Origin of the sequence: Bacillus sp. JS (assembly GCF_000259365.1) — a bacterium.
Taxonomy (GTDB): Bacteria; Bacillota; Bacilli; order Bacillales; family Bacillaceae; genus Bacillus; species Bacillus stercoris.
Genome location: NC_017743.1, coordinates 3,515,510 through 3,536,891, shown reverse-complemented (window position 1 = coordinate 3,536,891; position 21,382 = coordinate 3,515,510). Strand labels below are relative to the sequence as shown.

17 protein-coding genes are annotated in these 21,382 nt (G+C 42.3%); 15 read left to right on the top strand and 2 right to left on the bottom strand.

Features of this window, described 5'->3' with window-relative positions:
- Positions 1–12 precede the first annotated feature (12 nt).
- The 12 genes from MY9_RS17940 (at position 13) to MY9_RS17885 (ending at position 16,353) form a co-directional block, all read left to right on the top strand.
- Positions 13–2,166, top strand: a complete 2,154-nt coding sequence (locus tag MY9_RS17940) for a SpoIID/LytB domain-containing protein (protein WP_041521430.1) — start codon at positions 13–15, stop codon at positions 2,164–2,166.
- Positions 2,167–2,254: 88 nt separating this feature from the next.
- A complete protein-coding gene (locus MY9_RS17935) occupies positions 2,255–3,742 on the top strand; it encodes a cell wall-binding repeat-containing protein (protein ID WP_014665575.1) in 1,488 nt (495 codons plus the stop codon).
- A 205-nt stretch (positions 3,743–3,947) separates the two neighbouring features.
- A complete protein-coding gene (gene tarQ, locus MY9_RS17930; RefSeq protein WP_014665574.1) occupies positions 3,948–5,852 on the top strand; it encodes a (poly)ribitol-phosphate teichoic acid beta-D-glucosyltransferase TarQ in 1,905 nt (634 codons plus the stop codon).
- A gap of 236 nt (positions 5,853–6,088) precedes the next feature.
- On the top strand, positions 6,089–6,748 hold the full coding sequence (locus tag MY9_RS17925; protein WP_003242561.1) for a sugar transferase: 660 nt from the start codon (positions 6,089–6,091) through the stop codon (positions 6,746–6,748).
- 55 nt (positions 6,749–6,803) lie between these two features.
- Positions 6,804–8,255: a teichuronic acid biosynthesis protein TuaB gene (gene tuaB, locus MY9_RS17920; protein ID WP_041521536.1), complete on the top strand. Its 1,452-nt coding sequence runs from the start codon at positions 6,804–6,806 to the stop codon at positions 8,253–8,255.
- Positions 8,252–9,421 carry a teichuronic acid biosynthesis protein TuaC gene (gene tuaC, locus MY9_RS17915; RefSeq protein WP_014665572.1) on the top strand — a complete coding sequence of 390 codons (1,170 nt, stop codon included), beginning with the start codon at positions 8,252–8,254 and terminating at the stop codon, positions 9,419–9,421. The genes tuaB and tuaC overlap by 4 nt, the downstream gene beginning before the upstream one ends.
- 61 nt (positions 9,422–9,482) lie before the next feature.
- Positions 9,483–10,868, top strand: coding sequence for a UDP-glucose 6-dehydrogenase TuaD (gene tuaD / locus MY9_RS17910; protein WP_081483690.1), 1,386 nt, complete (start codon positions 9,483–9,485; stop codon positions 10,866–10,868).
- An 84-nt stretch (positions 10,869–10,952) separates the two neighbouring features.
- Positions 10,953–12,419 carry a teichuronic acid biosynthesis protein TuaE gene (tuaE, locus tag MY9_RS17905; RefSeq protein WP_014665570.1) on the top strand — a complete coding sequence of 489 codons (1,467 nt, stop codon included), beginning with the start codon at positions 10,953–10,955 and terminating at the stop codon, positions 12,417–12,419.
- Positions 12,420–12,447: 28 nt separating this feature from the next.
- Complete coding sequence (gene tuaF / locus MY9_RS17900) at positions 12,448–13,128, top strand: teichuronic acid biosynthesis protein TuaF (RefSeq protein ID WP_014665569.1); 681 nt, start codon at positions 12,448–12,450, stop codon at positions 13,126–13,128.
- 23 nt (positions 13,129–13,151) lie between these two features.
- Positions 13,152–13,910, top strand: coding sequence for a teichuronic acid biosynthesis protein TuaG (gene tuaG / locus MY9_RS17895; RefSeq protein WP_014665568.1), 759 nt, complete (start codon positions 13,152–13,154; stop codon positions 13,908–13,910).
- Between the two features lie 28 nt (positions 13,911–13,938).
- Positions 13,939–15,132, top strand: a complete 1,194-nt coding sequence (gene tuaH, locus MY9_RS17890) for a teichuronic acid biosynthesis protein TuaH (protein WP_081483689.1) — start codon at positions 13,939–13,941, stop codon at positions 15,130–15,132.
- A gap of 144 nt (positions 15,133–15,276) precedes the next feature.
- Positions 15,277–16,353 (top strand): MraY family glycosyltransferase, encoded by a 1,077-nt coding sequence (locus MY9_RS17885; protein WP_014665566.1) that lies wholly within the window; start codon positions 15,277–15,279, stop codon positions 16,351–16,353.
- Positions 16,354–16,424: 71 nt separating this feature from the next.
- Here the strand turns inward: MY9_RS17885 and tagV are convergent, their stop codons facing one another.
- Complete coding sequence (gene tagV, locus MY9_RS17880) at positions 16,425–17,600, bottom strand: polyisoprenyl-teichoic acid--peptidoglycan teichoic acid transferase TagV (protein WP_014665565.1); 1,176 nt, start codon at positions 17,598–17,600, stop codon at positions 16,425–16,427.
- Positions 17,600–18,253: a YigZ family protein gene (locus MY9_RS17875; RefSeq protein WP_014665564.1), complete on the bottom strand. Its 654-nt coding sequence runs from the start codon at positions 18,251–18,253 to the stop codon at positions 17,600–17,602. Before MY9_RS17875 ends, tagV begins: the two co-directional genes overlap by 1 nt.
- 216 nt (positions 18,254–18,469) lie before the next feature.
- Between MY9_RS17875 and degS the strand changes: the two genes are divergently transcribed.
- The 3 genes from degS (at position 18,470) to MY9_RS17860 (ending at position 21,342) form a co-directional block, all read left to right on the top strand.
- Positions 18,470–19,627 (top strand): two-component sensor histidine kinase DegS, encoded by a 1,158-nt coding sequence (gene degS, locus MY9_RS17870; RefSeq protein WP_014665563.1) that lies wholly within the window; start codon positions 18,470–18,472, stop codon positions 19,625–19,627.
- A gap of 82 nt (positions 19,628–19,709) precedes the next feature.
- A complete protein-coding gene (gene degU, locus MY9_RS17865; RefSeq protein ID WP_003219701.1) occupies positions 19,710–20,399 on the top strand; it encodes a two-component system response regulator DegU in 690 nt (229 codons plus the stop codon).
- A 97-nt stretch (positions 20,400–20,496) separates the two neighbouring features.
- The gene (locus tag MY9_RS17860; protein ID WP_014665562.1) at positions 20,497–21,342 is read left to right on the top strand and encodes a DegV family protein; all 846 of its coding nucleotides are present in this window, start codon (positions 20,497–20,499) and stop codon (positions 21,340–21,342) included.
- Positions 21,343–21,382: the final 40 nt, after the last annotated feature.

The window sequence follows — 21,382 nt, the reverse complement described above, 5'->3', positions numbered from 1 at the left end:
GGGTTCCATGTTTTGAAAAAAATGAAGCTCTTGCTTCTATCATCAGTCACAGCGGCGGCTATAGCATGTCCGGCGTTTATGCAGTCTGCGAAAGCCGCTGATAAAACCATTTCGGTTAAGCTGAGTAATTATGTAGGCAGCAAATCAAGTTTGGATGTCGATATCACAGGCGGCTATGAAATTCCCGGCTCACGAATAGCGGATACGGAGCGATATGGAGGAGCTACCCGTTTCGATGTTGCCAATAATGTAGCTTCTGCCGGGTGGACAAACCCAACGACTGTGGTCATTGTGAATCGGGATGCTTTTGCAGATGCGCTCTCAGCAACACCGCTTGCTAAAAAGTACGATGCACCGATTTTATTAACAGACGCAGATTCGCTAACACCAAAAACAGAAAGCGAAATTGCAAAATTAAATCCTGACAATATTCTCATCATTGGCGGGACAATCAGTGTTTCTAAAAATGTAGAAAACACATTAAAAAAATATGGTTCTATCGATCGGATTGGCGGAGCCACCCGTTACGAGGTTTCTAAAAACATAGCCGATCGGATGGGGAATTACAGCCAGGCAGTAGTGGCCACAGGCATGGTCTTTACGGATGCCCTGTCCATCGCGCCATATGCTGCAATGAACGGTTATCCGATTTTACTTGCGGGAGACAATAACATCCGCAGTGATTACAAAATTCCAAGCAAGGTTACGATTGTCGGCGGTCCGTTGAGTGTCAGCACTGGTGTGGAAGCTACATTAAAAAAGCAGGCAACTGTGAAACGGATTGGCGGGGTGTCCCGATATGAGGTATCTGCCAATATCGTAAAAGAATTAAATATGAAAGCAACAAAGGTATTTATGTCAAATGGTCAAACATTTGCGGATGCATTGACGGGGTCTGTGCTTGCAGCAAAACAGGGAAGCCCTTTACTGCTGGTTGAAGCAGGCAGTCTGCCGTCGCCAGTCGCTGATGTAGTGGCCTCAAAAGGAACTCAGTCATTTGCTCTGCTTGGAGGAAGCATCTCCATCAGTGATACGCTAAAGAACAAACTGGCAGATACTTTTGCAGGAACTGGCTATACAGTCAAGTTATCCGGAGGAAATCTGGTGCTTTATAAAAACAGCACTGCAATCAAGACGCTAGGAACTTCTTTCACAGCAAATCCTAAAAAATATGCAACTACAAATTCTATCAGCCTGAATGGAACGCCATATCTCGGAAACATGAAATTCACAATAGAGTCAGGCAAATATATTCGTCCGATCAATGTGAATATCCCCTTTGAAGATTATTTAAAGGGTGTTGTTCCTCATGAAATGCCGGCTAGCTGGCAGAAAGAAGCGCTTAAAGCCCAAGCTGTCGCAGCGAGAACTTATTCCATCAATTCGGCCGGAAAAGAAGTACAAGACACCACTGCTTTTCAGGTATATGGAGGATATGACTGGAACTCGAAAACTTCAGAAGTCGTTGAAGCTACAAAAGGAAAAGTTTTGAAATACAATGGGAATTTGATTTCAGCTACGTATTCCTCAAGCAATGGCGGCTTTACAGAAGCGAGCGGTGAGGTGTGGAGCAGCCAGCTTCCTTATTTAATCGCCAAAAAAGATACATACGACCCGCAAATCAGCTGGTCTCTGTCTTTAAATAAAACCCAGATTGATAAAAACACTCTGAATCTGAAAAGCCCTGGATCTTGGTGGAGCTCTAAAAATGAAACAAACTCAGCATATTTGAGCGGTTTGAAAAACTGGTTTATTAAAAATAAATACAGCAATGCCGAGTCTATCAAAATCACGAAAATATCCAGTGTGAAATTCAGCACGGAGAAAACTGCCGGTCAGCGGCCGGAAACAGCAAGCGTCACATTCTCATATTTCGTGAAAGAAAAATCAAATGGCTACATTCTCTCAAATGGAAGCCTCAGTGAAAAAACAGCAACAATTACTGTACCTGCAACAGAGCTGAGAACGATGCTTGGCGCTTCAAATATGAAGAGTACATACGCTTCTGTTTCAAGCAATACGAGCGCTTTTATTATTAGCGGTAAAGGATACGGACACGGCATAGGCATGAGTCAGTACGGAGCCAATGCCAGAGCAGCGGCCGGACAATCTTATACAGCGATTTTAAGTTTTTACTATCCGGGAACAACTCTATCAAGCTATTAAAAGATTGATAGAAGTCCAAGGAGGCGAGATGCCTCCTTCGTTCGTTATTTGATTTTTGAATCATTATCAATCTTTGGAGGGACTATCTTTGCGGATCTTTCTTAAAAGCATACCCATGCTGATACTAGGAGTCGTGTTATTTGTACCAAATGCGTTTGCGGCCAACTCTGTTACAAGGCTGGATGGAGCAAGCAGATATGAGGTTGCTGTGAATGTTTCAAAACAAGGCTGGAGCAGTGCTAGCACGGTTGTTTTGGCAAACGGAACAGCGTATGCAGATGTATTAACTGCTGCTCCTCTGGCTTATAAATACAATGCCCCGATTTTATTGACGGAATCATCTAAACTGACTACACCGACTAAAGACAGAATCAGCCAGCTTAAACCGAGCAAGGTCATCGTCATTGGCGGAACAATCAGTGTTTCTGACAATGTAGTAAGTGACGTTAAAAAATTGGGTGTTTCCAATGTGGAACGGATCGGCGGAAGAAGCCGCTACGAAGTTGCCCAAAATATTTCTAAAAAATTGTCTTCAAATTCAAAAGCGGTAATCGCAAATGGAACGGCATATGCTGACAGTCTGGCAATCGGTTCTTATGCTGCACGTAACGGCATTCCAATTTTACTGACTACTGCAAGCTCCATTCCTGCACCAACGAAAAGTGCGATGAACAGCAAAGGGACATCATCGACTATTGTGGTCGGAGGAGAAATCAGTGTCTCTAAAAATGTTTACAGCCAGCTTCCTTCACCAACAAGAATCGGCGGAAACAGCCGTTTTGAAGTGGCTGCAAACATAGCGAAAAAATATTATTCTTCATCTAAAGCCGCATTTGTCAGCAATGGCTATCAATATGCCGATGCATTAGCGGGTTCTGTTCTGGCGGCGAAGCAAAATCGCCCAATGCTATTTACTGACGCAGGTTCATTGCCGACTGCGACAAGAACAGTCATCGGATCAAACAGCAAGAATACTTTCACTGTTCTTGGGGGAACCATTTCAGTTACCACAAATGTTGTGAACCAGCTGAAAAATGTGATTGTTGGCAAAAAGGTATTTGTGGATGCAGGACATGGTGGTTATGACAGCGGAGCGATCGGTAACGGATTAAAGGAGAAGGACATTAACCTTGCCGTTGCTAAGCTTGTAAACAGCAAACTTTCCAATGGCGGAGCAATTCCGATTATGGCCAGATCTACAGATGTTTTCTTAGAGCTTTCTGAGCGGGTTGCAAAAGCAAAAAGCAATAATGCAAATCTGTTTGTGAGCATTCACGCCAATTCAGCGAGCCCAGCAGCAACAGGTACTGAAACCTACTATTATACAAAGTATGAGTCAGAAAACAGCAAACGGCTTGCGACTGAAATTCAAAATAGGCTCTACAAGGCGCTCAATACGCAAAACCGAGGCGTGAGAATCGGGAATTTCCATGTGATCAGAGAATCAACGATGCCGAGCAGTTTAGCGGAGCTGGCATTCATATCAAATGTAAACGACGCAAGTAAGTTAAAGAGCGCTTTGTACCAAGAAAAAGCAGCTCAAGCAATATATGAAGGAATTATTGGCTATTATTAATAAGAAATAAGGCGGCTTGCCGGCAGAACCTATCAGGAATTGCCGGCAAGCTTTTTTATACGATAAAATGAGAAAAATTTTAAAGCATACATGCTATGTAAAAGTTTAACAAAATTTAAGGTTCGGCCTATTCTTATTGACAGATGTTTTTGATATAATTATCTGGCAAAAATATAACCGATCCATTAGGGTAGTGAGGTAATCGATGAAAATAAGCATTGTTATCCCTGTATATAATTCAGAAGATCTTATTTCCGAATGTCTTGACAGTTTAGTTAATCAAACGATGCCAAAAGAGGATTATGAGATTATATGTGTTGATGATAAATCTACGGATTCATCTTTAGACATTTTGAATCAATATAAACAGAAATATGAAAATGTAGTTGTTATTGAAAGAACAGTAAATTCAGGCGGTCCAGGTGCCCCTCGGAATGATGCAATAAAAATTGCCAAGGGTGAATACATTCTATTTGTTGATTCCGATGACTATCTAGGCAATGAAGCATTGTTAAGATGGTACAATTTCTCAAAAGAGAATCAATCAGATATTACTTTAGGAAAGTTAAAAGGGATAAACGGCCGAGGTGTTCCCAAATCAATGTTTAAGGAAACGAACCCGGATGTTGATTTGGTTGATTCCAAAATTGTTTTTACATTGGGACCCCAAAAACTGTTTAAAGCCTCACTTTTAAAAGAAAATAAAATTACCTTCCCTACTCACATAAAAGCAGCGGAAGATCAAGTCTTCACAATGAACGCTTATTTAAAAGCAAAGAAGATTTCTGTTTCAGCTGACTATGATTATTACTATCTGGTCAAAAGAGATGGTGAACATATGAGTGTTGCTTATGTTCCCCCAGAGAACTTTTATGGAGCAATGGAAGATATTGTCTCTGCTATCAAGGCTAGTGATCTGGAAGAAGCAAGAAAAATTAAACTGATGGCAGTATTTTTAAACAGGCATTTCGATTTTTCACGGACAAAAAATGTCACAATAAAAATGAAGACCGATGAAGAAAGAGCTGAATGGTTTAAATATTTGTCCTCATTTATTCATGCAGTACCTGAAGAGGCTGACCAATTTGTGCTTCCGCATATCAAGTTGCGGCTGCTGTTTATTCGGAATAATGATTTGCAAGGGTTAACCCAGTATGAGCGTGAAGAACAAGACATTAAAAAGTTCTGTGTTGTAAATAACGGGGATTTAATTGCACGTTATCCGAGCTTAGAACGCTATCAAATTTCTGAAGAGTTATTAAAAGTAAATTATAAAAATAAGCTTGAACATTATCTGCAGAATATTGAATTTAGCGATCACAGCCTCAGCATTCAAGGAACCATTAAACACAAATTGTTGGATGATGAAACGAATCAAAATCAGTCTCTGACAGGAGTATTTGTTCATCGTGATACAAAGGCGGAAAAATACATTGCGCCGGCTAAGTACGAAAATTCAACATTTACATTTGAGTGCAAGTTTGATGAACTGGCATCTGCAGAAGAAGATTTAGGCGTTTGGGATTTCTTTATTGAATCGTCGATAGATAGCTACAAATTAAGGGCGAGAATCGGAAACAAGCGTGCTGCGTACAAGTATTCAACAAACACGATGTATTTAGGGCATAATGCGTTGTTTGTCTTCAGTGCAAGACCATATTTCACAATGAACTACGATAATCTTTCGATTGATATAAAGAAACATGCCTATACAGAAGCGGAACTTTCATATGAAACAGAATCAAAAGACTTATCATTTATTTTTAAAGATAAGCAAATTTGTTTGCCACATCATTCGAAAATCATTGTGAATACCGGACAGTCTGAAATATCATTACCAGTAAAGCGTATTGATTTGGAGCCTCATTGCACAAAATTGACGGTAAACGTGCAGAGTTTGCTTGAACAGCTAGCTCATGTAAAGAAAGAGAGATTAATTGAATTTGCGATAAATACTTCTCAAAATAAAATCAGTGCAAAAGTGGATAACCAAGCAATTATCCTAGGCACAAAAAGTGTGGAACGAAAATCCATGTTATTCTTCAATAAAATGGTTGAAGTTCAGTACAAGCTGTTAACCTCTAAATCAAAATTTTATTTTCAATATTAAATGCTTCACAACGAAAAGAGAGACAAATCAGTAAAATGATTTGTCTCTTTTTTTATACAATATGCTTAATTTTTAAAAAAAGTGTCTAAAACAATAAAAAGTTTACGGATAAATGTCAGAAAAAATAACAAATTCACACTTCTTAACATACCATTTACATCCAATTAACATCCGTCTGCTAAACTGACTGGCATAGGTCATCATAACATCCCAAACAAATCGTGAGGTGTGTGTCAGTGAGTGCAGAGAAAAGCATGAATGTGAGTCGTGAATTCTCAGTTCAGCAAATACATTCTTTTACATTATCTGAAAAGACGGCTCGTTATTTGGCAATAAAGCGCGTAATGGATATTTGGTTTGCGCTCATTGGGTTGGCGATTGCGCTGCCAATGATTGCGGTATTTTCAATATTGATTTGTTTGGAGACGCCGGGGCCTGCCATTTATACGCAGGAACGCGTAGGGAAAGGCGGGAAACCATTTAAGCTTTATAAGCTTCGTTCCATGAAAATAGATGCCGAGAAGTCTGGTGCGGTTTGGGCGCAGAAGCAAGATCCGCGGGTGACAAGGATCGGAGCTTTTATCAGAAGAACGAGAATTGACGAGCTTCCTCAGCTGTTTAATGTGCTGAAAGGCGATATGAGTATGATTGGCCCTCGTCCGGAACGTCCCGTTTTTACGGAAAAATTCCAGAATGAGATTCCGGGCTTTACGCAGCGTCTGGCTGTTAAACCGGGATTGAGCGGCTGGGCTCAGGTGAACGGCGGTTACGATATGACGCCGAAGGAAAAGCTGATATTTGATTTATATTACATTCGCAACCTGACTTTCACTTTAGAATTAAAAATTATGTTAAAAACTTGTAAAGTAGTCTGGACAGGTGATGGTGCAAGATAAAATGGAATGCCGGTATTCACCATCAATCTGAGCTTAAAAAGAAGTAGGGAATATGATGCCAAGTATTACAAAACAAATTATGAGCGGCGCAAAGTGGACAAGTATTTCAACTATGTGTATTACAATCATACAAATTGTTCAGTTTGCCCTGCTTGGAAATATGATGACCTTAACAGAATTTGGGCTCGTCGGCATGATCACAACGGTTACAGTTTTCGCCCAGATTGTGCTTGATATGGGTTTTGGCGCAGCGTTAATTCAGAGAGACGACGCGACGGAGCGTCAGCTGTCCACATTGTATTGGCTTAACATTATGACGGGCGTTTTGCTGTTTGTTCTTTTATATGTGAGCAGTCCTGTCATTGCGGGATTTTATCAAAGAGAAGAGCTGGTGTTTCTAGTTCGGATTCTAGCGATTATGTTTTTGATCGCGCCGATTGGACAGCAGTACCAGTATATGCTGCAAAAGCAGCTGCATTTTAATACGTTAAGCAAAATAGAGATTTTTTCAAATGTATTGTCATTCGGATATTTAGCGATTGCGGTTTTTATGATGGATGCGATTTTGGCGTACGTCATTTCTCAGGTCCTGCTCCAGTCCAGTAAAGGGATTTTATATTGGGCCGTATACCGGAAAAAGTGGCATCCTGCTTTTGTTTTTGATTTGAGAGGCATGAAGGAGTTCTTTTCTTTTGGAGCCTTTCAGCTTTCATCCCGTCTTGTGAACAGGCTGGGAGCAAATATCGATATGATTTTGATCGGCCGGTTTATTGGTGCTGAAGCATTGGGGATTTATAACCTCGCCTATCAGATAGTCACCATTCCGGTTTTGAAGATCAATCCGATTGTCACACGGGTGGCATTCCCTGTTTTCGCAAAAAACAAATATGAAAACAGCGTGATCAGAGAAGGCTTTCTGAATATGACAAAAATGCTGGCGCTTGTTTCGTTTCCGCTGTTAATCGGGCTCGTATCTGTGTCCGACGCCTTTATCACAGCGGTTTTCGGGGAAAAGTGGCTTGCTGCTGTTCCGATCCTAAATGTTCTGGCGATTGTCGGAATACTAAGAGTGCTTATGAATCCAAATGGATCTGTGCTGCTTGCTAAAGGAAGAGCGGATTTAGCATTTTATTGGGATTCCGGCGTGCTGATGCTGTATGGATTATCACTGTTTGCAGCGGTACAGACGGGAAGCCTGCTGACAGTCGCATGGGTGTATGCCACTATCAGCGTTGTCAATTTCCTGATTGGGCGCTGGCTCCTGGCATATGTTATCAAGCTTAACCTTTCAGCTTATTTCCAGTCGATTATGAAGCCGTTTCTGATTACTGCGGCGATGGGGATCATCGCGTTTGGTGTAAGCCTGAGTACGGAACACTTCAGTATGCAGGCAGAAATGCGGCTGGCCATTTCAGTTGCGGCTGGGGCGCTGTGCTATCTCTTTCTTTTGGTAAAAGCGTACCCTCAAACGAAAAGCAAACTACTAAGAAAAGGACGTTTGTCATGAAGATTTTGTGGATCACAAGCGTATATCCGAGCAGTCTGAAACCTGGTGAAGGTGTGTTCCATGAGACACAGGTGCAAGAGCTGCAGAAACTCGGGCTTGATATCACTGTGATATGCCCAAGGCCTTTTCATTCAGCACCTGTCCGTATGCTGAAAAAGACATATCGTAAAAAGGATGCCAGACCGGAGTATGAGATTAGGAAGGGGATACCGGTTTACCGGCCTTTCTACCGGGCAGTTCCCGGCCAGCTGAAGTGGGCGCAGCCTCACCGGAGAATTGCATCAGCGGTTATAAAAACCATGAAACAACGCGACCTAAATCCGGACCTGATCCATGCGCATTTTGCCATGCCATCGGGCGGGGCTGCGGCAGTCGTGTCAGAGTCAATGCGAATTCCTTATGTCCTGACCTTGCATGGCAGTGATGTGAATGTCTATCCGCATTACAGCAAAGGAGCGTTTAAAGCCTTCAAGCGTGCCGTAGGTTCAGCGTCAGCCGTTTTAGCGGTCAGCCACAAGCTTCAGGAAGAAGCCAAAAAGCTGTCTGGCTTTGACAGCTCGGTTTTGCCGATTGGCATACAGCTCAGCCGCTTTCAGGAAAATGAGCAGACGAAAGAAGAACTCAGAAAAAAACTCGGGCTGCCACTCGATCAGCGTCTGGCTGTCTATGTCGGCCGGCTGGTCAGGGAGAAAGGCATTTTTGAACTGTCCGAAGCCATCGAATCCCTGCAGGACCCTCCTCAGGCAGTCTTTGTTGGGGATGGTCCCGCAAAATCGATGCTGACGCAGAAGGGGCATATCGTCACAGGCCAAGTCCCAAATCATCAGGTAAGAGACTATTTGCTTGCGGCAGACCTATTCGTGCTTCCTTCTTACAGTGAGGGAATGCCGACTGTTGTAATTGAGGCGCTGGCGTTAAGGATTCCTGTCATCTGTACAGATGTTGGCGGAGTGGCATCTTTATTCGGAAAGCACCAGCATCTGCTGATTAAGCCAAAATCCGCTCAAGCCTTAGCGGAAGCGATCACTAGGTACGAACATGAGCAAGTATGGAAGCCGGAAGTGGCAGATGATTTGTATGAAACTGTGCAGGCTCAATTTGACGCAGGAAAAAATGCCAAGACCTTGCATCATCAGTATCAGACGGTCATGAAAACGTCCGTTTAATCGTCAGAAACTGCGACCAATATAAATAGGAAGATCATTTTACAGGAGAGGGATGAGCGCTGTGAAAAAAATAGCTGTGATTGGAACAGGTTATGTGGGACTCGTGTCAGGCACTTGCTTTGCGGAAATCGGAAATAAAGTTGTTTGCTGTGATATCGACGAATCAAAAATCAGAAGTCTGAAAAATGGAGTAATCCCAATCTATGAACCAGGGCTTGCAGACTTAGTTGAAAAAAATGTGCTGGGTCAGCGCCTGACCTTTACGAACGATATCCCGTCCGCCATTCGAGCTTCAGATATTATATATATTGCAGTCGGAACGCCTATGTCAAAAACAGGTGAAGCTGATTTAACGTACGTAAAAGCGGCGGCGAAAACAATCGGTGAGCATCTTAACGGCTACAAAGTGATCGTAAATAAAAGCACAGTCCCGGTCGGAACAGGGAAACTGGTGCAATCTATCGTTCAAAAAGCTTCAAGGGGAAGATACTCTTTTGATGTTGTATCTAACCCTGAATTTCTTCGGGAGGGCTCAGCAATTCATGACACGATGAATATGGAGCGTGCTGTGATTGGTTCAACAAGTCATAAAGCCGCTGCCATCATTGAGGATCTGCATCAGCCATTCCATGCTCCTGTCATTAAAACAAATCTAGAAAGTGCAGAAATGATTAAATACGCTGCGAACGCATTTCTGGCAACAAAGATTTCCTTTATCAACGATATTGCAAACATCTGTGAGCGAGTCGGCGCAGACGTTTCAAAGGTTGCTGATGGCGTTGGGCTTGACAGCCGGATCGGCAGAAAGTTCCTTAAAGCTGGTATTGGGTTTGGCGGTTCATGCTTCCCTAAGGATACAACTGCACTGCTGCAAATCGCAAAATCGGCCGGCTATCCATTCAAGCTCATTGAAGCTGTCATTGAAACGAACGAAAAGCAGCGTGTTCATATTGTAGATAAACTATTGACTGTTATGGGAAGCATCAAGGGAAGAACCATTTCAGTCCTTGGATTGGCCTTCAAACCGAATACGAACGATGTGAGATCTGCTCCAGCGCTTGATATTATCCCGATGCTGCAGCAGCTGGGCGCCCATGTAAAAGCATACGATCCGATTGCCATTCCTGAAGCTTCAGCAATCCTTGGCGAACAGGTCGAGTATTACACAGATGTGTATGCTGCGATTGAGCACACAGATGCATGCCTCATCTTAACAGACTGGCCGGAAGTAAAAGAAATGGAGCTTGTGAAAGTGAAAACCCTCTTAAAACAGCCCATCATCATCGACGGCAGAAATTTATTTTCACTTGAAGAGATGCAGGCAGCCGGATACATTTACCACTCTATCGGCCGTCCCGCTGTTCGAGGAACGGAACCCTCTGACAAGTATTTTCCGGGTTTGCCGCTTGAGGAATTGGCTAAAGACTTTGGGAGCGTCAATTTATAAAAAGAAAAAGTATTACTTGGCTGAAGCTGCCGGCTGCTAGGCTCGGCCGCCGGCTCCTGAAACATCAGGAAAGGGGTTAAACATGTGAGTATCAAACGATCAGCGGTCCATACGCTAGCGTTACTGGCCGCTGCTTTATTAGGAGTCGTTTTATTAGTGGGAGCCATCCATAAAGATATAGGTTTCGTGCAGATGGCCGCTGTGCTTGCGGAGTTGGCAATTGGTCTGTTCGCGCTGGCGCTTGCAACCGCATTTACAACAAAAGAACGGCTCTTTATGGCTGTAATCTATATTTTGATCGCCTGCACTTTTTTAAATAATGCATTTTTCGCCATTCATCTTGGATTTTTCAGTTTGTTCCTTTACAGGCTTCTGCTCATTGCCGCCGGGTGCCTTCACATTATTGGCATGTTTCGGAATCGTACCCATATCGAAAGATGGAATGGGCTGCAGGTGAAAGGGATATTGCTCTTTTTCGCCTTTTGGTTTATATACGGCCTTGTTTCTCTGCTGTGGGCCAAATCGGTAACAGCCGGCCTCAAATATTTGGCCTTATTGGCAATGGGCATTTTCTTCATTTATCTCATTGTCATGTACGTGCAAAAAATCGAGCGGCTGATGATTGTTTATGCCATTTGGCTGGTGATGACAGTATTTCTGATGATCATTGGTTTTTACAATCATATCACCCACCATCATCTTGCGAGTTCCACATTGTACAGCGGACCTGAGTATAAGCAGCATTATCCGACATCAGTCTTTTTTAATCAAAATGACTTTGCGACCTTTTTATCGATCAGCTTCTTTTTTTACATCACGATGATGAAAAACAGTAAGAATGGATACATCAAGGCGATTGGCCTTGTGCTCTCGCTCTGTGCGTTGTATTTAATTTTTGCTACTGGTTCAAGAGCCAGTCTTCTGGGGATTTTTGCAGGTGTTGCAGTTTACATTTTCATTGTTTTGCCGCCTATTTTAAAGAAAATGGCCATCTGGCTGTCGGCGGCGGGAATTGCTCTTTTCGCAGTTCTTTTCGCCAGCAAAATGTATTCGAAGTTTTGGGAGCTGTTTCTGGCCCCGCAGACGCTGCATTCATTTCATGACAGGCTTCCATCAAATGTGGCCCGGGCCAATCTGCTGAAAAACGCTTGGCATTTCTTCCTGGATTCATACGGATTCGGAGTCGGGGCAGGAAATGTATCCTATTATCTTGAGCATTATGCTTTATATGATACGGACAATGTGGCAGAGGTGCATAACTGGCTCGTTGAAATCCTTGCTAATTTTGGCTTGTTCATCATGCTGGGATATCTGTCCATTTATGCCTACCTTATATGGGTGCTTTACAAGTTTTATGAAAGAAAATTAGAAAATCAGTCAAAACTGATCACAGAAGGGCTTATTACCGCTATGGTCAGTTTCCTGGTATCAAGTATCAGCCCAAGCTCTGTTTCAAATTTATTTTTCCATTGGGTGTTTATGGCGCTCGTCATCGCCGCTGTGAATGTGTTAAGGCGGTCCAGACAAAGCACTGAGCCGATGTACAGATAAACAGACTACAAAAAGCAGGGAGACTTATATGAACGATATATTGATAAGAATAGCCCGTCGCATAAAAAAAAATATCATTTGGATCATAGCGGTGCCAATTATATTAGGTGCGGCGGGGTATATCCTGCCGTCACAAATCGCTGGTCAAAAGAGCTATACAGCTGAAGACACTTTGGCTGTGGGAAGCTATGATCATCCGGTTTATAACAGCACAGAAGAGATTCCGCTTTTGCTAAAGAGCGACTCTTTTTTGAAGGAGGCGCTTCCTGATGAAAAGGATGAAGATGTAGCAGAAATCAAAGAGAAGCTTACCATCAAAACAGAATCTAAATCGTTACTGACTTTAAGCTATAGCGACGAGGATAAGGATCGAACGGAATCTGTCCTAAACGCCATTTCCTCCACCTTTCTCAAAAACGATCAAAAGCTGTATGCAGAAAGAGAAGCCGTCGTCCGCAGCAGCATCGATGCGCTTGAAGGCGAGAAGGTGAGCGAGGATTCCAAAGTGGATAAAGAGAGATTTTTGTATGAACTTAAAAATACTCAGCTTAATCTGAAAGCGGCCAGTGTTACAGATTCTGAAACCGTGAGTGAGACAGCAGGCGGCGGAATGTCTCCGAAAAAGAAAGCAGTTCTCGGCGTTATGATTGGCCTTACGATTGCCTTTATGTTCGTTGTCATTCCTGAATTTTTCAGAGAATCCTTTTAAAATCATACGATGGAGATGTGATCATGACCAATTGGAAACCTCTCGTATCTGTCATTACACCTTCCTATAATGCGCGTGACTATATTGAAGACACGGTTCATTCGGTTTTAGATCAGAGCCATCCTCATTGGGAAATGATTATCGTGGATGATTGCTCAACGGATGGGACCCGCGACATTTTACAGCAGTATGAAAAAATAGACGAAAGAATTCACGTGGTGTATCTGGAGGAGAACTGCGGAGCTGCGGTTGCTCGCAACAAAGCATTGGAACGCGCTCAAGGGCGCTATGTAGCATTTTTGGACAGTGATGACAAATGGAAAAAAGACAAACTGGAAAAGCAGCTCGCGTTTATGATGGAGCGCTCCTGTGCGTTTTCTTTCACAGGCTACAGCTTAATGGAGCAGGACGGAACCCCGCTCGATAAATTCATTCATGCGCCTGAAAGCCTGACGTACGATGACGCTCTGAAAAATACAATTATCGGCTGCTTGACGGTGATGATTGACAGAGAGCAAACGGGACAGATCCAAATGCCAAATATCAGAACGAGACAGGACTTAGCTACATGGCTGTCTCTTTTAAAAAAAGGATTTACTGCCTATGGAATGAATGAATGCCTTGCTGAATATCGGCTTGTCAACAACTCAATATCCAGCAACAAATGGAAGGCTGCGAAAAAAACGTGGTTTGTCTACAGGGAAATCGAACGGCTTCACTTCATGAAAGCGACATGGTGTTTTGTTCAATATGCAAAAAACGCGGTGAAAAAAAGATTATAGCCGCAAACAGAGAGAAAAGGTGATGAAGGTGGAAACAAAAGAAGCAATCATTCATGTCATCGTTGCCACTGCTGAATGGGGAAAAGACCAATTGAGATACAGAAGGCACCGGCTGGCAGAATTTTTAGCTGCTCAAGAGGAAACGAAGGAAGTCATTTGGGTATGTCCGGCTCCGCGTGCCCAGGGGAAAGAATTTCAAGAAGTCCATTCTGGCATCAGGCAATTCGCTGTCAAAGACCTGCTGCAGAAAAAAATGTTTCGTTTTGGACGATATACAGATGTTTTTTACAGACATAAGCTCTCGCCTTTACTCGATGAGCTTGCAGCTGCTTCTTCAAACGGTGAACGCTGCTGTTTATGGTACACGTTTCCGGGATTCCCGCTGCTGTCTTCGCTGTATTCTTGGGATCAGGTCATTTATGATTGCAGTGACCTATGGGCTGCGCCGATCAGCGGGCGTTCAAATCTGCTGTCTGAATTCCGGCGAAAAGTCATAAAATCGGCAGAGCTGAGAATTATACAACGAGCAGATTCAATTACCTGTTCATCTGATTATCTTCATAAAGAAGTAGGCAAAAAACTGACTGCGGGACGAGAAAAGGTTCATACTGTGGAAAACGGTGTGGAGTTTGAGCTGTTTTCTGCACATAAACAAGTTCCCGATCGCAGTATACTGCAGGGTAGAGAAGGAACGGTGTTAGGTTTTATTGGCGGGATTAAACCGAAGCTCGATTTTAAAATGATTGAAGCCGCCGCCCTGCAAAAGCCTGATTGGACATTTTTATGGGTTGGCCCGGATGCCACCAATGGTGACGTTTCGTTTCAAGAGCTGCTGAGACTTCCCAATGTTATATGGACCGGTCCGGCAGATCCAAAAGGAGTGCCTCATTTTATGGAGCTTATCGACATTGGCATCATGCCATATAAACAATCACCGTATAACCAAGCTGTGTTTCCGCTGAAACTATTTGAATTTTTAGCGGCAGGAAAACCTGTTGTAGGCACTAATCTTCCGTCAACCTCAAAAATGCAAAAGCCTTATGTATACGAATATGTAGAGGGCGATCATCCGATTGATTTTATAGCCGCTTGTGAAAAAGTTCTCGGACAAAACGGAGACGAGACCTATAAAGAAATGCGCCGAAACATCGCCCGCACCCAAGATTGGGATTGCTTATTTAGACAAATTATGAAATATACAGGGATTCAAAAACATGCGTAGTCCTATAAATTGGGATGCGCGTTTTTTGATTATACGTGTTTCTTTTTGATGAAGCTTGTTATAATAACTAAGGAGAAGGTATAATGGAAGGAACGGTTCTCTATATAAATAAAGACTTTATTTAATTCCAAAGGAGACTTCTTTATGCTTGACGAACGCATGATTCGCATTGTTGTTGCGTTTATTGTCTCGCTGCTGACAGTTTTAATCATAACCCCAATCGTAAAAAGGATTGCGATTAAAATAGGTGCAGTTGACCAGCCCAGCAATCGAAAAGTACATGACAAAATCATGCCCCGGATGGGCGGGCTGGCCATATTTATCGGGGTGGTTGCAGGCGTGCTTGCATCCGGTATATACACTGAAACAAGGATGACGGCTATTACAGTCGGAGCATTCATCATAATTGTGTTAGGTATTCTTGATGATAAATATCAATTAAGTGCAAAAGTTAAGTTTTTGATTCAATTAGGTGTAGCCATTATGATTGTAAGCACTGGCTTAAAAATGGACTTTTTCTCAGTACCTTTTTTAACAGAACGATTTGAATTAGGATGGATGGCTTATCCGCTGACCGTATTATGGATTGTCGGCATCACGAACGCAATTAACCTGATTGACGGATTGGATGGCCTTGCTGCCGGTCTTTCTGTTATTGGCCTGTCAACGATCGCTGTCATGGCGCTATCCGGCGGAAAAGTGCTCATTCTGTCACTCTCATTAGTTGTTATTGCCAGCACGCTTGGATTTTTGTTTTACAACTTTCATCCGGCAAAAATCTTTATGGGAGATACGGGCTCACTTTTTTTAGGGTATAGTATTTCGATTCTTTCATTATTAGGCTTGTATAAAAGTGTCACATTGTTCAGTATCGTTATCCCGATTATTATATTAGGCGTACCGATTTTTGATACAACATTTGCTATTATCAGGAGAATCTTAAACAAACAGCCGATTTCAGCGCCTGATAAGTCACATATCCATCATAGACTGATGGCCTTTGGCCTTTCACATCGGATGTCGGTCTTAGTTATTTATATGATTGGATTTATTTTCAGTATCAGTGCGATTGTGCTTAAAACTGCCACAATTTGGCTCTCTTTGTTTATTATCTTCATTTTAATCATTTTTATGCAAATCATAGCAGAAGTGACAGGACTCGTGAATGAAAAATTCAAACCGTTTACGAAATTTTATAAACGGCTGGTGAAAAGGAATTAAAAACTCCGGCTTATGTGCCGGAGTTTTTTTCTGCGCAAAAATGCCCGATCCTCTAAAGGACCGGGCATTTTTTAATAGGATGAACCAGTTGTTGAATTCGTTGTACCGTTTGAGCTTGTGCTGCTGTCATTCGAATAGCTGCTTCCGCTCGTCGTGCCGTCAGTTGTTGTGCCAGTGCTGTCAGAACCGCTTGAACTGTCAGTCCCATCTGTTGAACTTCCGGTACCGGAAGTGCCAGTGCTGCTTGTATCTGGAGTATAATCTAAATGCTCTTGAAGCGTTTTTCTGACTTTCTCGAGATTTGTAGCATCAGGTTCAAAGTAATACGTGTTGTTAGGACCTAAATACAAATCAGACCCTGTAATGCTCAACGTGTCGATTTTTTTGCTGGTAAAGCCGCTGTAAATCTGCTGAAGCGCTAAACCTTCAGTAATACGAATATTGGTTTCAACGTTTTCGCTGGCTTTTTCTGCGATTTTATCAATTTTAGCAATGTTGCTTGCACTTGACATTTGGTCAATCAGCGCGTTTAAGATTTGTTTCTGTCTGTCATTACGGCCAAAGTCTCCGCGTTTATCCTGTTTTCTCATTCGGGCATACGCCAAGGCTTGTTCGCCGTTTAAATGCATCTCGCCTTTTTTGAAGTAAATCCGTTTGCTTTCGTTTACGTCACTTTTTTCATCGAAATCGAAAGGCACGTCTACATCAATACCGCCGACTTCATTTATCACATCTTTAAATCCGTCAAAATCAACTGTGACATATTTATCGATCGGGATTTGCAAGAAGTTTTCAACAGTTTCAACTGTCTCATCTTTACCTCCTTTGCTGTAAGCGGCATTGATCTTTGTCTTGCTTCCGGTTGTGTCACCGGCTAATTGCACACGTGTATCACGCGGAATACTCAACATTTTCATGGTTTTATTTTTAGGATCCAGGGTAACTACAATAAGAGAGTCTGATCTCCCTTTTTGTCCTTTAGTCGCGTAATCCTCTATTCCCATAAATAAAATAGAAAACGGTTTTTTCTTCATGTCTACAACTTCGCTGCGAAGATTTGATTTATTCCCGCGAGATAGGGCATCGTACGAATCGTCGGCAGCGTTAATGGTTTTATAAAGTTTATATCCGCCAAGCCCTACAACTACTAATAATGCGAGGACGAACAATAACATTATTCTTTTTATAATTTTCCTGCGTTTGCTCTTTTTCTTTTTTCGCACCCGCACTCTAACGCGTTCAGCCATTATTCAGTCTCCTTTATGTGATTGACGGCTTTTTCAAGATACGTCAACTCTCCCTCTTTAATATCACTCTTTCCATTTGTCAGTTCTGTCATCCATTCAGAAAAAGCATTTGTTTCCTTTTCTTCCACGTATGTTTCGAATTCAACATTTTCTGAATAATGGATTTCCTTTAACAGAAATTGTGACTCCCTTAATTCATTTTCAATCTTGCCAAGCCATGTGTAATCTGCGGAAGTATGCATGATTCGCATAAGCTTCCGTTCTACCACACCTATATGATTTAATCCTTCAGACACTGATTTCCCATAAGCGCGAATTAATCCGCCAGCCCCAAGCTTAATACCTCCGAAGTATCGTGTAACGACGGCGCAAGTATCCTTAAGTCCGCGTTTTTTTAATACCTCAAGCATCGGCACTCCCGCTGTACCGCTTGGTTCTCCGTCATCATTGGCTTTTTGGATATGGTCATTCTCGCCGATAACGTAAGCTGAGCAATTATGAGTCGCATTCCAGTGCTGTTTCTTTATTTTCTGTATAAATTCCTGTGCCTCTTGTTCGGTAGAAACACGGCTTAAATGACAGATAAAACGCGATTTTTCTATAACAATCTCGTGTTCTCCTGCTTCTTTCACAGTAAAATAGCTGTGCAGCATGCTAGCTGACCCTCCTGCTAAGCATAAAAGACTGCCTATACAAATTCGTACAGTCTTTAGAATTTTTGTGCGTATTTTGGTATCATAAAGAGTAGATAGTATATAAAAATGTTTTTTTCTAGAATATACGCATTCTTTCATTATAATTCGACATAATTTGCAGATCAATTACATTTATAATAAAAATATATGACAACGCCGTGACGGAGGGAAATTATGAATAAAACAAAGATGGATTCCAAAGTGTTGGATTCTATTTTGATGAAGATGCTGAAAACCGTTGACGGGAGCAAGGACGAGGTTTTTCAAATCGGGGAGCAGTCACGCCAGCAGTATGAACAGCTGGTTGAAGAACTGAAACAAATTAAGCAGCAGGTGTATGAAGTGATTGAGCTTGGCGATAAACTTGAAGTGCAAACCCGCCATGCGAGAAACCGTTTATCCGAGGTCAGCCGTAATTTTCATAGATTCAGTGAAGAGGAAATCCGCAATGCTTATGAAAAAGCCCATAAGCTGCAGGTAGAATTGACGATGATCCAGCAGCGTGAGAAGCAATTGCGCGAACGGCGGGATGATTTGGAGCGCAGATTGCTAGGGCTTCAGGAAATTATCGAGCGGTCAGAATCATTAGTAAGCCAAATTACAGTTGTGCTTAATTACTTGAACCAGGATCTGCGCGAAGTCGGACTGCTTCTTGCAGATGCTCAGGCAAAACAGGATTTCGGCTTAAGAATTATTGAGGCGCAGGAAGAAGAGCGAAAAAGAGTTTCAAGAGAAATCCATGACGGACCCGCTCAAATGCTGGCGAATGTTATGATGAGATCGGAATTAATCGAGCGGATTTTCCGTGACCGGGGTGCAGAGGACGGATTCCAAGAAATTAAAAATCTCCGTCAAAATGTTCGGAATGCCCTTTACGAAGTGAGAAGGATTATATATGATTTAAGACCGATGGCCCTTGATGACCTAGGCCTGATTCCAACTTTAAGAAAATATCTATATACAACCGAAGAATATAACGGGAAGGTCAAAATACATTTTCAGTGTATTGGAGAAACAGAGGATCAGCGGCTTGCGCCTCAGTTTGAAGTTGCGCTCTTCAGGCTCGCACAGGAAGCTGTGTCTAATGCGCTAAAGCATTCTGAATCTGAAGAAATTACAGTCAAAGTTGAAATCACAAATGATTTTGTGATTTTAATGATAAAAGATAACGGTAAAGGGTTCGACCTGAAGGAAGCGAAAGAGAAGAAAAACAAATCATTCGGCTTGCTGGGCATGAAAGAAAGAGTAGATTTATTGGAAGGAACGATGACAATAGATTCGAAAATAGGTCTTGGGACATTTATTATGATTAAGGTTCCGTTATCTCTTTGACTATGATTTGTAAAATAGAGCCAAAAGGCATATTGACCGAATGCTAGAGTATATAGAACAATAATACAAGGAGGCGTGGCTTGTGACTAAAGTAAACATTGTTATTATCGACGACCATCAGTTATTTCGTGAAGGTGTTAAACGGATATTGGATTTTGAACCTACCTTTGAAGTGGTAGCCGAAGGTGATGACGGAGACGAAGCGGCTCGTATTGTTGAGCACTATCATCCTGATGTTGTGATCATGGATATCAATATGCCAAACGTAAATGGTGTGGAAGCTACAAAACAGCTTGTTGAGCTGTATCCTGAATCTAAAGTAATTATTCTATCAATTCACGATGACGAAAATTATGTAACACATGCCCTGAAAACAGGTGCTAGAGGTTATCTGCTGAAAGAGATGGATGCTGATACATTAATTGAAGCGGTTAAAGTAGTTGCCGAGGGCGGCTCTTACCTTCATCCGAAGGTTACGCATAACCTCGTTAACGAATTCCGCCGTCTTGCAACAAGCGGAGTTTCTGCACATCCTCAACACGAGGTTTACCCTGAAATCCGCAGACCATTACATATTCTAACTAGGCGGGAATGTGAAGTGCTGCAGATGCTTGCAGACGGAAAAAGCAACCGCGGAATTGGTGAATCATTGTTTATCAGTGAGAAAACCGTTAAAAACCATGTGAGCAATATTTTACAAAAAATGAATGTGAACGACCGGACGCAAGCCGTTGTGGTCGCCATTAAAAATGGCTGGGTAGAAATGAGATAGTATATTAGGAGACTTGCCTTTTTCTAGGCAGGTCTTTTTTTAGGCTGCCGTTTCCCTTACAATAGAGTTATAAAGCAATAAGGCAGGTATCGAAGCTATGAATATTGCAGTCGTAACAGACAGCACGGCATATATTCCGAAAGAAATGCGTGAACAACATCAGATACATATGATCCCTCTCCAGGTTGTTTTTGGGGAGGAGACTTACCGTGAAGAAATTGAGTTGGACTGGAAAAGCTTTTACGAAGAAGTAAAAAAACATAATGAGCTCCCGACGACTTCTCAGCCGCCAATCGGCGAGCTGATTGCGTTGTATGAAGAGCTTGGCAAATCTTATGATGCGGTCATCAGTATCCATCTTTCCAGCGGGATCAGCGGAACATTCAGCAGTGCGGCAACGGCTGATTCAATGGTCGACAATATTGATGTGTATCCATTTGATTCAGAGATAAGCTGTTTAGCCCAAGGCTTTTATGCTCTTAAAGCCGCTGAATTAATTAAAAACGGAGCATCATCGCCGGAAGATATTATAAAAGAACTGGAAGAAATGAAAAAAACAGTTCGAGCTTATTTTATGGTAGATGACTTAGCTCATCTTCAGCGCGGCGGGCGATTAAGCAGCGCCCAAGCCTTCATTGGTAGTCTTCTAAAGGTAAAGCCTATCCTTCATTTTGACAATAAGGTAATTGTGCCTTTTGAGAAGATTCGCACACGTAAAAAAGCAATTTCGCGAATTTATGAGCTTTTAGACGAAGATGCGAGCAAAGGGTTGCCTATGCGCGCTGCTGTTATCCATGCTAATCGCGAGGAAGAAGCAGCGAAAATCATTGAAGAGCTTTCTGTAAAATATCCTCATGTTGAATTTTATAACAGCTATTTTGGCGCGGTAATCGGCACTCATTTGGGTGAAGGTGCGCTAGGAATTTGCTGGTGTTTTAAATAAGGCCAAATCTCCGTTTTAGCAACGGAGATTTTTTTATATT

Excerpts from the sequence above, each read along its gene's own strand:
- MY9_RS17885 (WP_014665566.1), top strand. The coding sequence starts at position 15,277 with ATGCTTGACGAACGCATGATTCGCATTGTTGTTGCGTTTATTGTCTCG.
- MY9_RS17875 (WP_014665564.1), bottom strand. The coding sequence starts at position 18,253 with ATGCTGCACAGCTATTTTACTGTGAAAGAAGCAGGAGAACACGAGATT.
- tagV (WP_014665565.1), bottom strand. The coding sequence starts at position 17,600 with ATGGCTGAACGCGTTAGAGTGCGGGTGCGAAAAAAGAAAAAGAGCAAA.
- tarQ (WP_014665574.1), top strand. The coding sequence starts at position 3,948 with ATGAAAATAAGCATTGTTATCCCTGTATATAATTCAGAAGATCTTATT.
- degS (WP_014665563.1), top strand. The coding sequence starts at position 18,470 with ATGAATAAAACAAAGATGGATTCCAAAGTGTTGGATTCTATTTTGATG.
- tuaF (WP_014665569.1), top strand. The coding sequence starts at position 12,448 with ATGAACGATATATTGATAAGAATAGCCCGTCGCATAAAAAAAAATATC.
- tuaC (WP_014665572.1), top strand. The coding sequence starts at position 8,252 with ATGAAGATTTTGTGGATCACAAGCGTATATCCGAGCAGTCTGAAACCT.
- MY9_RS17860 (WP_014665562.1), top strand. The coding sequence starts at position 20,497 with ATGAATATTGCAGTCGTAACAGACAGCACGGCATATATTCCGAAAGAA.
- tuaB (WP_041521536.1), top strand. The coding sequence starts at position 6,804 with ATGCCAAGTATTACAAAACAAATTATGAGCGGCGCAAAGTGGACAAGT.
- tuaG (WP_014665568.1), top strand. The coding sequence starts at position 13,152 with ATGACCAATTGGAAACCTCTCGTATCTGTCATTACACCTTCCTATAAT.